The 13,388-nt window shown below is 38.7% G+C and carries 11 protein-coding genes; 5 read left to right on the forward strand and 6 right to left on the reverse strand.

What is annotated here, in order from left to right; translation table 11 throughout:
- Positions 1–13: 13 nt before the first annotated feature.
- From SK086_RS01120 to SK086_RS01135, 4 genes are all read right to left on the reverse strand, one after another.
- Positions 14–1,135 (reverse strand): hypothetical protein, encoded by a 1,122-nt coding sequence (locus SK086_RS01120; RefSeq protein ID WP_324689141.1) that lies wholly within the window; start codon positions 1,133–1,135, stop codon positions 14–16.
- Positions 1,136–1,425: 290 nt separating this feature from the next.
- Positions 1,426–3,138: a helix-turn-helix domain-containing protein gene (locus tag SK086_RS01125; protein ID WP_324689144.1), complete on the reverse strand. Its 1,713-nt coding sequence runs from the start codon at positions 3,136–3,138 to the stop codon at positions 1,426–1,428.
- A 205-nt stretch (positions 3,139–3,343) separates the two neighbouring features.
- Positions 3,344–4,582, reverse strand: a complete 1,239-nt coding sequence (odhB, locus tag SK086_RS01130; protein ID WP_324689146.1) for a 2-oxoglutarate dehydrogenase complex dihydrolipoyllysine-residue succinyltransferase — start codon at positions 4,580–4,582, stop codon at positions 3,344–3,346.
- Between the two features lie 164 nt (positions 4,583–4,746).
- Positions 4,747–7,518, reverse strand: coding sequence for a 2-oxoglutarate dehydrogenase E1 component (locus SK086_RS01135; protein WP_324689148.1), 2,772 nt, complete (start codon positions 7,516–7,518; stop codon positions 4,747–4,749).
- A 116-nt stretch (positions 7,519–7,634) separates the two neighbouring features.
- Here SK086_RS01135 and SK086_RS01140 point away from each other — a divergent pair, with 116 nt between their 5' ends.
- Both SK086_RS01140 and SK086_RS01145 read left to right on the forward strand, forming a co-directional pair.
- Positions 7,635–8,183 (forward strand): hypothetical protein, encoded by a 549-nt coding sequence (locus SK086_RS01140; RefSeq protein WP_290876075.1) that lies wholly within the window; start codon positions 7,635–7,637, stop codon positions 8,181–8,183.
- A gap of 2 nt (positions 8,184–8,185) precedes the next feature.
- Positions 8,186–8,572, forward strand: coding sequence for a hypothetical protein (locus SK086_RS01145; protein ID WP_324689151.1), 387 nt, complete (start codon positions 8,186–8,188; stop codon positions 8,570–8,572).
- Here SK086_RS01145 and SK086_RS01150 read toward each other — a convergent pair.
- Both SK086_RS01150 and SK086_RS01155 read right to left on the reverse strand, forming a co-directional pair.
- Positions 8,569–8,919: a hypothetical protein gene (locus SK086_RS01150; RefSeq protein ID WP_324689153.1), complete on the reverse strand. Its 351-nt coding sequence runs from the start codon at positions 8,917–8,919 to the stop codon at positions 8,569–8,571. The genes SK086_RS01145 and SK086_RS01150 overlap by 4 nt on opposite strands.
- Before the next feature lie 104 nt (positions 8,920–9,023).
- Positions 9,024–9,998: a polyprenyl synthetase family protein gene (locus tag SK086_RS01155; RefSeq protein WP_324689155.1), complete on the reverse strand. Its 975-nt coding sequence runs from the start codon at positions 9,996–9,998 to the stop codon at positions 9,024–9,026.
- A gap of 180 nt (positions 9,999–10,178) precedes the next feature.
- On the opposite strand from SK086_RS01155, the gene SK086_RS01160 reads away from it, so the two are divergent.
- Genes SK086_RS01160 through SK086_RS01170 form a run of 3 tightly spaced genes read left to right on the forward strand, consistent with a single transcriptional unit; the run spans position 10,179 to position 13,322 of the window.
- Positions 10,179–10,772 carry a TetR/AcrR family transcriptional regulator gene (locus SK086_RS01160; RefSeq protein WP_290876083.1) on the forward strand — a complete coding sequence of 198 codons (594 nt, stop codon included), beginning with the start codon at positions 10,179–10,181 and terminating at the stop codon, positions 10,770–10,772.
- Between the two features lie 10 nt (positions 10,773–10,782).
- Positions 10,783–12,123, forward strand: a complete 1,341-nt coding sequence (locus tag SK086_RS01165; RefSeq protein WP_324689157.1) for a TolC family protein — start codon at positions 10,783–10,785, stop codon at positions 12,121–12,123.
- Between the two features lie 11 nt (positions 12,124–12,134).
- Positions 12,135–13,322 (forward strand): efflux RND transporter periplasmic adaptor subunit, encoded by a 1,188-nt coding sequence (locus SK086_RS01170; RefSeq protein ID WP_324689159.1) that lies wholly within the window; start codon positions 12,135–12,137, stop codon positions 13,320–13,322.
- The last annotated feature ends 66 nt before the right edge of the window (positions 13,323–13,388 follow it).

A 13,388-nucleotide genomic window follows, 5' to 3' on the forward strand; every position in this document is an offset into this window, starting at 1 on the left:
TTCCAGATTGGTATTATTTTTCCAATTTCAACCAAAAATAGTCGTTCCATCCTTCTATAAGTCGGGTTGGATCTGTATTTTTTGATCGGTCTTGTTCCGGAATCAACACTATTTTTTTGTCTTTAACCGTGAACTTGTAAATTCTTGGTTTGGCTTCTCCTTCTACAGTTAGTTCGATTCTGTAACTACCATCGGTTAAGTCAGCAAATTTAATTTCGCCCGGTTTGCCAACCAATTTGAACGCACACTGATTCTCGTTCCATTTGGCTTGTTCTACTTGAGCCGTGTTTGGACCGTTCCCGTAATGTTGTGCATACAACTTGTTGTCTTTAAACATGTTTACAGACCATTTTACGCTTTTGTTTGTTTTTCTACTGTTCGATGGATTCGGCATAAATTCTTCGTGAGTTAGGTAAAAACCAAAAAGAAGATTTCCGGTATCGGCATGATTCAAATAAGCGAAGTTATTCCATGGTCCACGAACCACATACATTTCATTCATCGCCGCATAAGCATCATTATTGGTTAATTTTACCAATTCAAAGTCAAAGGAATAAAACATTTTATCACCGGCATAAAAATCCAATCGGTAATTGCCCGGTCCCCAGTCTGTAATAAATGATTCAGAATGTCCTACCCATTCGCCATCACGTTGGTAGCGGCTGCTTGGCTCATTGAATTTTGTTTTCTTTCCATCGTCAAAAACTTGGTCACCGGAATACTCAAAATAGTTCATGTATTGGTTGTTTTTGAACACTTTGATTCTCAAATACTCCGATTGATCCGAAAAAGCATTAACCGTTTTTCCGCTTACTGTTTTATTAGGAATGAAAGTCGCAGTATAACTGTTAATTGTACCAGCCGTGGTTCCGTAAAGGAGTGAGCTCATAGTTATTGCCGGTGTTTGTTTGAACTGTGTCCAATCTAACTTTAACCCAGCCGAGAAACCGCCACCGCCGCCTTTTTTGCTTTTATCGCCTTTTTTGACTGCTTCTTTTCCTTTCTCTACAGTCTCAACCACTTCTGATGCTTGATTGGCTGTGTTTTTTGCTTTGTTTAATTTGTTTAATAATTGCGCATTAGTTGTGACAACAGAACACAATACTAATCCCAAAAGAATGGCTCTTTTTTTCATTTTAATTCATTAATAGTTTAGACGTAAATTTCTTCCAGATAAGAATGGTTATTTGAAAAATAAAATCAATTGGTTGAGAAGAATGGTACAAGAATAAGTGAGAAAGTTTTTGGAATTATGGGCACAATTCAGCTACTAGACTTTTCACATTTATCTACTATTGTCTTCTGTCACTCTGACTTTATTTTGCTCAAAACTATTAGAAGTGTACTATCGGAACAATTAATGTATTGGACTATTTATAAATAATCAACTGATAAATTAGAGTTATTTAATTGATTTTAAAGTACTTAATTTTTGTTTTCCAGCTTTTCAATATAGTAATTAGGAGAAAGTCCGGTTTGCTTTTTAAAAACACGAACCAAGGTGTTAGCATCTTTATATCCTACTTCTTCGGCTATGGCTTGCAAAGTATATTTGCGAAAATAAGGAGCGTCAACTAACTTTTGAAGCACATAATGAATGCGTAATTCTTGGGTGTATTCCGAAAAAGATTTTTGCATGACCTGATTGAAATATTGTGACAAATAGGCCGTGTTTGTATTTAATTTTTTGGCTACAAAAGCTAACTTAAAATTTGGATCCAAATAAGCTTCTTTCTGTTCCAGTTTTTTGAGTCCAGAGGCTAATTTTTCGACGAGTTCCTCGTCTAGAAGTGCCTTAGGTTGCGCATCAGTAATTGCAATTTTGAGCTCCGCTTGGGCATTCTCGGTCTGTTTAGACTCTTTCAGATTTTGAATGATTTTTAAAAATTGATTGTGCTTTTCTTTCTGATTCTTGTAGTAGTAATAAAAACTGAAAATAACGATTCCTAATACGACCAGTATACTGAAAAGCGAAAATTTAAAATAATTCTTAGAGGCTATTATTTGATTAGATTCCGCTTTGATGACCGCTAAATCATAGTTGTGCAAAAAATTCAAAGATTTACTTTTAATGCCTTCAACAGATTGAATTAAGGCTAAGCTTTTTTGGGCATAACGATAGGCATTTTTAGTGTCCTTTTTTTCATTATAACATTGCGTCATGATGTTATACGCCATCAATAAATTTTCATTAGACACCTTAGTCTGCTCATAACTTTTTATGAATCTTTCCCCGTAGTAAAACGCGGAATCAATTTGCTTTACATGATAAAAACAATCGGCCATCCCTAAATCAAACATCTGTACAGTCCTGACATGTTCTTGAATAACCTGAAACTTTTTCCCTTTTCGGTACAATGCCAATGATTGATGGTAATCTCCTGCTAAAGCTGCACTTTTAGCCTCTCGCATATACAACAATGCTTTAGTGTAATCAGGATAAAAGTGCTCTTGCAGTAACATTTTGGCTGCTATCGTGAAGTGGTAATTTGCGGAATCCAATAAAATAGGTTTCTTCGTCTGTATGAAGTACTGTTGGTATGCTTCCCCAATGAAGTTGTATTTATCTGCAAATAATTTTTTATTCATCGCTTTTTTTTCGCCTACTCCCAATTTGAGGTGTGGCGATGTCTTTAATTCTCTCTTCAACAATGCGATTCCGTTAACATAATCGCCCATCGCTACTTTTATCAAGCCGTATTGCTCGTTAAACCGATTTTCGGGCAACTGTTTTTTATATTTATCCAAATAAAACAAAGCCGAGTCGTACTCTCCTAAATTCTTGTAGAGGTAAAAAAGTTTGTTGACACACATACCTATCAAATCTTGATACACTTTGCTTGATTTGGGAATGTTACTTTTTTCAATATTGCTTATTAGTGAAAGAAGCTGTTTTCTAGAAGAGGTATAATCGGATTTATTATAGTAGTAATTGGCGATATAATAGTTACCATAAAAACGAAACAACTCATTTTTTGAATGGCTAACTTCCAACGCTTCAGCATGAGCTTTTTCGGGAGCTGCTATAAGATTTTCTTGTATTCGTCGGGTGATTTTAATTTCAGACTCGCTTAATCCCTGAGCCAATACCGAGGAAAAAGACAATAGTAGGAGACAATGACAAATAATTCTATACATGGGGAAAGCGAAAAATGCAACAAAATTCAAACCGCTAAAATAAATAATAAACCGTTGCTTTTTATGAATTAGAAGTAAGAATCGCTTTTATGCTCTCTTTCATTTTAAAAAAAAGGAGCAAACTTTAACCAAAAAATCCCGTCTCGTTTACAACAAGACGGGATTTACATATATATAGGCGCCTCATCCGAGGCAGGTAGAAACCCTATAGCTCTAAAGCTTTCTTAGGGTTGTTATTCATCAAAATTTCTACCGGATTTTCTAACGCTTCTTTTACCGCTACCAAGAATCCAACCGACTCACGTCCGTCAATGATTCTGTGGTCATAAGATAACGCCACGTACATTACCGGAGCAATAACGATTTGCCCGTTTCTAACGATAGCTCTTTCCACTACGTTGTGCATTCCTAAAATACCCGATTGCGGTGGATTGATAATTGGCGTTGATAACATACTTCCGAAAACTCCACCATTTGATATAGTGAAAGTTCCGCCGGTCATTTCGTCAACGGTAATTTGTCCGTCACGCGCTCTTAAGGCTAAGCGCTTGATTTCGGCTTCTACACCTCTGAATGATAAGGTTTCGGCGTTTCTCATTACCGGTACCATCAAGCCTTTCGGTCCGGAAACGGCTACTGAAATATCACAGAAGTCATAAGAGATTTTCTCTTGACCGTCAATCATTGAGTTCACATCCGGATATAATTGTAACGCACGTGTTACCGCTTTGGTGAAGAACGACATAAAGCCTAATCCTAAACCGTGTTTGGCTTTGAACTCTTCTTTGTATTGATCACGCAATGCGTAGATGTTGGTCATATCCACCTCGTTGAACGTAGTTAACATAGCGGTTTCGTTTTTAGCCGAAACTAATCTTTCCGCTACTTTACGACGCAACATAGACAATTTGGTTCTTTCGGTACCGCGGTTACCACCGGTAGGTGTTCCCATTGATGGCACAGCGTTAACCGCATCTTCTTTGGTAATGCGACCGCCTTTTCCGGTGCCTACTATATCGGATGGTTGGATGTTTTTTTCTTCTAATATTTTACGAGCCGCAGGAGATGGTGCTTGCGCCGCATAAGTAGTGGCCGGAGCAGGAGCTGCTTTTACTTCTTCTTTTTTAGGCGCTTCTGCTTTTGGTGCTTCAACTTTAACTTCGACTGCTGCCGGAGCTCCCGAAGCTTCGGGACCGCTAGGTTTAGCAGCACTGGTATCGATTAAACAAACTACTGCGCCAACGGCTACTGCGTCACCTTCAGAGGCTTTTAGCGTGATAATTCCGCTGGCTTCTGCCGGTAACTCTAAAGTCGCTTTATCTGAATCTACCTCAGCGATGGCTTGGTCTTTTTCTACATAATCACCATCCTGCACTAACCAAGTGGCAATTTCTACTTCTTTAATCGATTCTCCCGGTGAAGGGACTTTCATTTCTAAAATCATCTTTTATAATTTTATAGTGTTGTTTTCTACTTTATTTACTAGCCCCGATTCCTTCGGCAGTCACTTCGTTCGTGTGCAGCAAGTATCCTTTTTTTATCCATTGCCTCTCGACTGCGCTCGAGGTGACAAAAAAGATACTGCGGAAAGCGGGATTAAGCTCCTAATTATCTAAATAAATTCTTGTCGAATACCATTCTAATCGCATCGGAATGTCTTCTTCTGTCTCTTGTGTGACTACCGGCGGCCGGAGCGGCATAGGCTTTTAACGAAGCCAATCGCCATGGCACCAAGTCGAAATTCATCAACATATAGCTGTAAGCACCCATGTTTTTCGGTTCTTCTTGTGCCCAAACGAAATCTTCGGCATTCGGGTAACTCGCAATCACTTCTTTTAATTGCTCTGTCGGTAACGGGAACAATTGCTCAATGCGAACCAAAGCTACGTCATTTCTGCCTAAGTTTTCTCTTTCGGCTAAAATATCATAATAGAATTTTCCGGTACAGAACACTACTGTTTTTACTTTTTTCTTGTCGATTGACGCATCATCAATCACTTCTTGGAATTGACCGTTATACAATTCTTCACGAGTGGACACACACAATGGGTGACGCAACAAACTCTTAGGCGAGAATACAACCAACGGTTTGCGGAATTTGGTTTTCATTTGGCGACGCAACAAGTGGAAGAAGTTGGCCGGCGTGGTACAATCGGCTACGAACATATTGTGTCTGGCACACAACTGTAAATAACGTTCCATACGCGCTGAGGAGTGCTCTGCACCTTGTCCTTCATATCCGTGAGGCAATAACAATACGATACCGTTTTGGTTGTTCCATTTGTCTTCGCCACAGGAAATGTATTGATCGATCATGATTTGGGCGCCGTTAGAGAAATCTCCAAACTGTGCTTCCCAAATGGTTAAGGCATTCGGATTGGCTAAGGCATACCCATAGTCAAATCCTAAAACACCATATTCCGAAAGGAACGAGTTGAACACGTTGAACTTCCCTTTTTTATCTTTTAAAGCGTTTAATAAGATTACTTCTTCCTCGCTGTCTTCTACTTTAACCACGGCATGACGGTGCGAGAATGTTCCTCTTTCCACATCTTGCCCGGACAAACGAATATCATAACCTTCTGTAAGCAATGATCCGTAAGCCAAAGATTCGGCGGTTCCCCAATCGATAGCATCGTTGTCGTACATGGTTTTTCTGTCGGTTACGATTTTGGTAATCTTACTGATGAATTTTTTGTCAGACGGTAACGTGGAAATGGTTTCCAAGATAGCGTCTAATTTCTTTTTATCGAACTTGGTATCGACTTTCTTCAGCATTTCGTCATCGGAAACCTGTACAAAACCTTCCCAAGCGTCTTGCAAGAAAGGCTTGATGATGGTCAAATCTTTTTTGCGGGAAGCTTGAAGATTCTCGTCGAGTTTGGCTTTGTATTCGTTTTCTATTTTGGTCACAAAAGCAGCATCAACGATACCGGCTGTGATTAATTTTTCAGCGTAAATATCTCTCGGATTTTTGTGACGAGCGATTAATTTGTACAATAATGGTTGGGTAAAACGAGGTTCATCGCCTTCATTGTGGCCGTATTTTCTATAGCCTAACAAATCGATGAATACGTCTCTTCCGAACTGCATACGGAAATCTAAAGCGAACAACATGGCGTGGACTACGGCTTCGGCATCATCTGCGTTCACGTGTAATACCGGTGACAAAGTTACTTTAGCAATATCGGTACAATACGTAGACGAACGTGCGTCTAAGTAGTTAGTGGTAAATCCAACTTGGTTGTTGATGACAATGTGAATGGTTCCACCGGTTTTGTATCCGTCTAATTGGGCCATTTGTACAATTTCATAAACAATCCCTTGTCCGGCTACTGCAGCATCACCGTGTACAGCGATAGGTAATACTTTGGAGAAATCGTTCGGGAAATATTTGTCTTGTTTGGCTCGGGTAATTCCTTCAATTACAGCTCCTACTGTTTCCAAATGCGATGGATTCGGTGCTAAATTGATGTTGATTTTTTTGCCCGATTGGGTTTTTCTTTCAGAGGTTAATCCTAAATGGTATTTTACGTCGCCGTCGAAATATTCTTTATCGTAATCTTTTCCGTCAAATTCAGAGAAAATATCTTGAGTTGCTTTTCCGAAAATATTAGCCAACGTATTCAAACGGCCGCGGTGAGCCATTCCCATTACGAAATGCTCTACACCTCTCTCGGCTGCTGCTTCGATTACTGCATCTAAAGCCGGAATAACACTTTCGCCACCTTCTAATGAGAAACGTTTTTGCCCTACGTATTTGGTGTGTAAGAAGTTTTCGAAAGAAACAGCTTCGTTTAGTTTGCTTAAAATATGTTTCTTTTGTTCCGCGTTAAAATCGGGTTGGTTGTCGTTTTTATTCAATCTTTCTTGAACCCAATTCACAAAAATCGGATTTTCCATGTGCATGTATTCCACGCCAATATGTTGGCAATACATACGCTTTAAAACCTCTAAAATTTGCTTTAAAGTAGAAGGTTGTTTTCCTAAAATTTTGGCCGCGTCAAACACGGTATCCATATCTGCTGCTGTCAGACCGAAATTTTCGATGTCTAAATTAGGCTCATAAATTCTTCTTTCGCGCACCGGATTGGTTTGGGTAAACAAATGTCCTCGGGTTCTGTAGCCGTCAATTAATCGTAAAACATTGAATTCTTTTTGCAGTTTATCGGATACAATACTACAATCTTGATTGCTGTTTGAGGCAATAACCGCTAAACCTTCGGCTTGTTCCTCATTGTAAGTGGTCATACCAAAATCGAAGCCTTGAAAAAAGGCTCTCCAACTTGGCTCAACGCTATCGGGATTTTGAAGGTATTGTTCGTATAAATCGGCAAAAAATTCGGTGTGTGCTGCGTTTAAAAAGGAAAACCTATCCATGATTGAAGCTGTAAATAGTCTTAGTATTAGAAAATCAGTTGCAAAAGTATGACATTTGTAATAATCTTTCAATCATTTTAGTATATTTATAACGCTAAATAACTATATACATCGCTATGAAAAAAAATACTGTTAAAAGCGGTCAAAATTTACTGTCATTACTACTGTTGTTATGGTTTCCGATCAGCGGATTTTCGCAAGAAGCCAACCTGCCTAAGGCGAAAACGGATAGTTTTTGGGACAACGTGCAATTTGGCGGCGGATTAGGCTTGGCCATTGGTAACGATTTTACGGATATAACAGTTGCGCCAAGTGCCATTTACAACTTCAACGAGCACTTTGCTTTGGGCACCGGTTTGCAATACAGTCGCTTAAAACAAAAGAATTTTTACGATTCCAATGTGGTAGGCGGTACACTCATCGGTTTGTTTAATCCGATAGAGGAAATTCAGCTCTCATTGGAATTGGAGCAAGTGCATGTTAACACTACCTACACCGATTTATACGATAATGTAAAACGCAGTTTTTGGAACACCGGTTTGTATGTTGGAGGTGGCTATAGAGCTGATAATGTAACTATTGGCGCCCGTTTTAATTTACTTTTTGACAAAGACAAGGATTTGTACGGCGATGCTTTGATGCCTTTTGTTAGAATTTATTTTTAGAGATGAAAAAACTATTTTGCTTTTCGCTTTTACTGTTAAATTTTATAGGATTTTCACAGCAACCGGTTTCGTTGGTATTGGGAAAATCCAACCTTACTTTTACGACTATTTCTCCTTCACTCAGTCTGAAGGATATTCCTTTTGGATTGAATCTTTTAGACCGTAAAAATTACGCCGACAAGTATTGGCTTACTTTTTACAATCCGATGACACAAATGAATGACCAATATGTCAATGTAGGTGAGCAGTATTATTTGAGCAACACTAAGTCATTTCCGATTTATAATTTTGATGGAACGAAGATAGATTCTTTCAATCCTAATGGCGCTTGCGATTTAGGCAGTGGTATTGTTAGCGGCTTGATAAACCTGCTTTTTGAAAAATTCTAATAACGGTTTCTAAACCAAACCTTCATCCATTCTCTTCGCAAAATTAAATAGGCGATTTGCTCGGACAATTCAGTCGTATCCATGCCTTGCAGTTGTTTGATGTTTTCTTCAGGAACATCAATAATATAAAGCAAATTGAGTAATTCGGTGTATTTGTACTGAATCAAACGATAAATTTTTTCGTGGAGTTGCACTTTCAATTCGTAAGGTGAAGTGCTTTGGGGAAAATCAATCGCTTCGTTGGCAAAATTGAAATCCTTATTGAGTTGCTCAATCAGTTTTGAGTACAGGTTTTCTTTCTCTGCCTCGGAGAGTAATTGGTCAGTATTAATTGGCGCTATAAACAAGTTGATTGGTGATTTAAGATTAACGATTTAAGATGGCAGATGGATTCTCGCTAAACAAAGATAGCAATTCTTAAATCTTCAATCAGCAAGCTACATTCTTCAATCTACACGTTTCTACTCATCAACTTGTTTCCGAAAGCTTTTAAAATGGCTTTTTTATCTTCGCTGATGTTCATTTTATCCAGCGTTTGAAAGGCTTTTAAAGTAAAACCCTGTATGGCTTGTTGTGTAGCAGCATCGGCTCCGGTTTGGGTAAAAATTTGTTTCACCGACTGAATTTTATCCGTATTATCGGATGGATGAATGGAAAATAAATGCAACAACTGCTCTTTCTCTTCGGCTTTGGAAAACTCTAAGGCTTTCAGGTACAAATAAGTTTTCTTGTTTTCGATGATATCGCCGCCTACTTGCTTCCCAAAGGTTTCCGGATCACCAAAAGCGTCTAAATAATCGTCTTGCAATTGAAAAGCAATGCCCAAATTTAATCCGAAATCGTAAATCGCATTCGCATTTTCGGTTGAAGTTTCGGCTACAATCGCACCCATTTTCATGGCTGCAGCGACTAAAACCGCAGTTTTATATTCAATCATTTTCAAGTATTCCGGAATGGTCACGTCGTCTCTCGTTTCGAAATCAACGTCGTATTGTTGGCCTTCACAAACTTCCAAAGCTGTTTTACTGAACAACTTGGCCAAATCTCTAAAGACTACAGGCTCGTAATTTTCAAAAAATTGATAGGCCAAAATCAACATGGCATCGCCTGAAAGTATGCCGGTGTTCAAATCCCATTTTTCGTGTACGGTTTCGTTACCTCTTCGCAATGGCGCGTCATCCATGATGTCATCGTGTATCAACGAAAAATTATGAAACACCTCAACTGCCGTAGCCGCCGGGATAGCCTTTTCGCAATCAACATCAAATACTTCGGTAGCCATTAATGTTAACACCGGACGCAATCTTTTCCCGCCGAGTGACAAGATATAACGGATAGGTTCGTATAAATTATTAGGCTCTTTAGTCAGGTTTAAAGCCTCAAAATGTGCTTGAATAATATCTTGATATTGAGAAATGGCTCGCATGTACAGGTATTTATTTGATTGATTCAGAAGTTAATCTCTGAGTGGGCTAATTTAGGCTATTCTGACTGCTTTACAAAAAAGCTCATTTTTAACTAATGTTAAATTTACGTTAATACTATGGAAACTATTTTAGTGTTAAAAGTTTCCGTTTTACATTTGCCCCATAATTTTAACATTCTCATGAAAGATAAAATCATCAAAAAAGCTACGGACATGTTCTTGAAGTTAGGATTCAAGAGTGTTACGATGGATGATATTGCCTGTGAAATGTGTATTTCTAAAAAAACGATTTACAAATATTTCAGCAACAAGGAAGCCTTGATTGAAGAAGGCACTGAAGTGGTTCATCAAAAAATTCACGCCATGATGGACGAAGTTATGGCTCAGAACCACAACGCCATCGCCGAGAATTTTCAAATGCGGGAAATGTTCAAACAAATGTTTCAATCCTTTGATCAGTCTCCGGCCTATCAGCTCAAAAAACATTATCCGGAAATTTACCAAAAAATGGTAGCCAATGAAATTGAAGATTGTAGCCACATGTTTCGCCAAAACATTGAAAAAGGAATAGCCGAAGGTTTATACCGCAAGGAAACCGATATTGAAGCAGCCGTCAATTTTTATTACACCTTAATATTTTCAATTAATGAAAATACAGCCTTAGAAAAAGATGCCTACGAAATGGAACTCAAAGCGCTCGAATACCACACCAGAGCCATTGCCACTCCAAAAGGCATTACAGAACTTGAAAAACATTTACAATTATTTACATAATCATCAATCCATGAAACAGAACATCATTATTACTTTGCTCTTGCTCGTGAATAGCGTACTGGCCCAAGACAAAACAGAAAGCTATTCGTTCAGCTTACAACAGGCTATCGAGCACGCTATTCAACACAACTATTCGGCTATCAATGCCAATAGAGATATTGAAGCGGCCAAACAAAAAAAGTGGGAAACTACAGCCAGCGGTTTGCCGCAAATTAATGCGGGTGTTGACTACCAAAACAACTTTGAACTGCAAAAATCAGTCGTGCCGGCCGAGTTATTCGGGGGAAATCCGGGTGAATTTGCCACAGTCGCTTTCGGCACCAAACACAACATGACAGCGCGTTCAACTTTAAGCCAACTTATTTTTGACGGTTCTTATATAGTAGCGCTTCAGGCTTCAAAAACCTATTTGAAGTACTACGAAAATGCCAAAGTTAAAACCAACTCCGAAATCAGAGAATTGGTTATCAATGCTTATGGCAACGTATTGTTAGCCCAAGAAAGTATTAGTATTTTAGAAAAAAACAAGGCTACCTTAACCAAAACTTTGTTCGATACCGAGCAAACCTACAAAAACGGTTTAATCGAAGAAGAAAATGTAGAGCAACTTCAAATTACTTTGGCAACCATCAACAGCAATTTGAACAATACCAAAAGATTATTGGAGGTAGCTCATAAAATGTTGAAGTTTACCTTAGGCATCGACATCAATGCAGAACTTACATTAACCGATAAATTAGACAGTCTTTCAAGCTCTAATTTGGACTTGGCTTTCGGTCAGAGTGAATTTGCAGTAACCAACAACATCGATTACTTGATGGCGTCCAACTTCCAAGAACAAAAAACATTAGAGTTAAAATTGGAAAGAAGTAAAGCCTTGCCGTCGTTGGCTGCCAATTTAAATTTTGGATACAACGCTTTTAACGACCAGTTTAAATTTTTCCAAAAAGACCAAAAATGGTTAAACTACTCAAATTTAGGCATTAGTTTAAATGTGCCGATTTTCAGCAGCTTTGGTAGAAGCGCCAGAACGCAACAAGCCAAAATCGCCTTGGAACAAGCCAAAACACAACTTACTGCTACCGAGCAGCAACTGAAATTACAATACGAAAAAGCCAAAAGCGAGTTTGAATTCAGCATCGAAGAATATGCCACATCCAAAAGTAATTTGAACTTGGCGGAACGCATCGAGAAAAAACAACAAATCAAATTTACCGAAGGTTTGTCCTCCAGTTTCGACTTCAGTGAAGCTCAAAGACAGTTGTACACGGCCCAACAAACTTACTTACAATCGATGGTGGACATCATTAACAAAAAAGCAACTTTAGAAAAAATCATCAATAAAAACTAATCCATACCAACATGAAATCGAAGATTCACGAATACCCAATAAAAAATATTTACAGCATGAGTAAAAAGACACTTATACTTTCCCTTTTGGCCGTAATCCTTTACGCTTGCGGGAACAAAGAAAACGCCCAAAACGTAGACGAACTGATTGCAGCGAAAAACGTAACGGCTTTACAAGCTAAAAAAACAGCTTTACAGGGAGAAATTGCTAAAATTGAAGAAGCATTGGCTACTTTAGACGTGAAAAAAGAAGAAGCCTTAGTAGCCGTACAAACGGTTAAAGACACAGTATTTACGCACTATCTTGACATCCAAGGAAGTGTGGACACCAAAGAAAACATCATAATCCAACCGGAATACAGCGGAACTTTAACGTCTTTAACGGTTAAAGCCGGACAAAAAGTAGCCAAAGGACAAATCTTAGGTCGCGTAGACGATGCCGGTATGAGTCAGCAATTGGCCAGCGCCGAAAACCAATACGCCTTAGCCAAAACTACTTTTGAAAGACAGAAAAACCTTTGGGATAAAAAAATCGGTTCTGAAATTCAGTACTTGCAAGCGCAAACGCAAATGGTTTCTGCCCAAAAAGCCGTAGCACAAATCAAAGCCCAATTGGCTAAAACGGTTATCCGCGCGCCATTTACCGGAACCATCGACGAAGTATTTGTAGAAAAAGGTGAAGTAGTAGCGCCAAGCCAACAAGGTTTAATGCGTATTGTTAACTTAAGCAATATGTATGTTTCTACCAGCGTTCCTGAAACGTACATCGGCAAACTAAAAATCGGTACCGAAGTAGATGTATTCTTGTCTTCTTTAGGAAAAACCTACAAAGGAAAAGTGCGTCAGGTTGGTAACTTTATCAACCCGAACAACCGTAGTTTCGGCATTGAAGTTAGCGTGCCAAATCCGGAAAACTTATTGAGACCGAATCAGGTAGCGAAGTTAAAAATCATCGATTATGTAAGCAAAGAAGCTACTGTAGTGCCAACCGGAATCATCCAAGAAGACGGAGACGGAGCCAAATTCATTTACACTGTAGAAAACAGCAACGGCAAAACCGGAACGGCTAAAAAAGTAATCGTTACTACCGGAAAATCTTCGGATAACGTAACCGAAATCCTAAGCGGTCTTGCGCCTAATGCCATTATTGTTACAGATGGTATCAACAACATCTCTGACGGAATGAAACTAAATTTCTAAAATCGTTATAGGTTCTAAGTTTTAAGTTCTGGGTTGTTCTCAATCTTTAACTTATAACTTATAACT

Source organism: Flavobacterium cheonhonense, from assembly GCF_035671315.1.
GTDB classification, from domain to species: Bacteria; Bacteroidota; Bacteroidia; order Flavobacteriales; family Flavobacteriaceae; genus Flavobacterium; species Flavobacterium cheonhonense.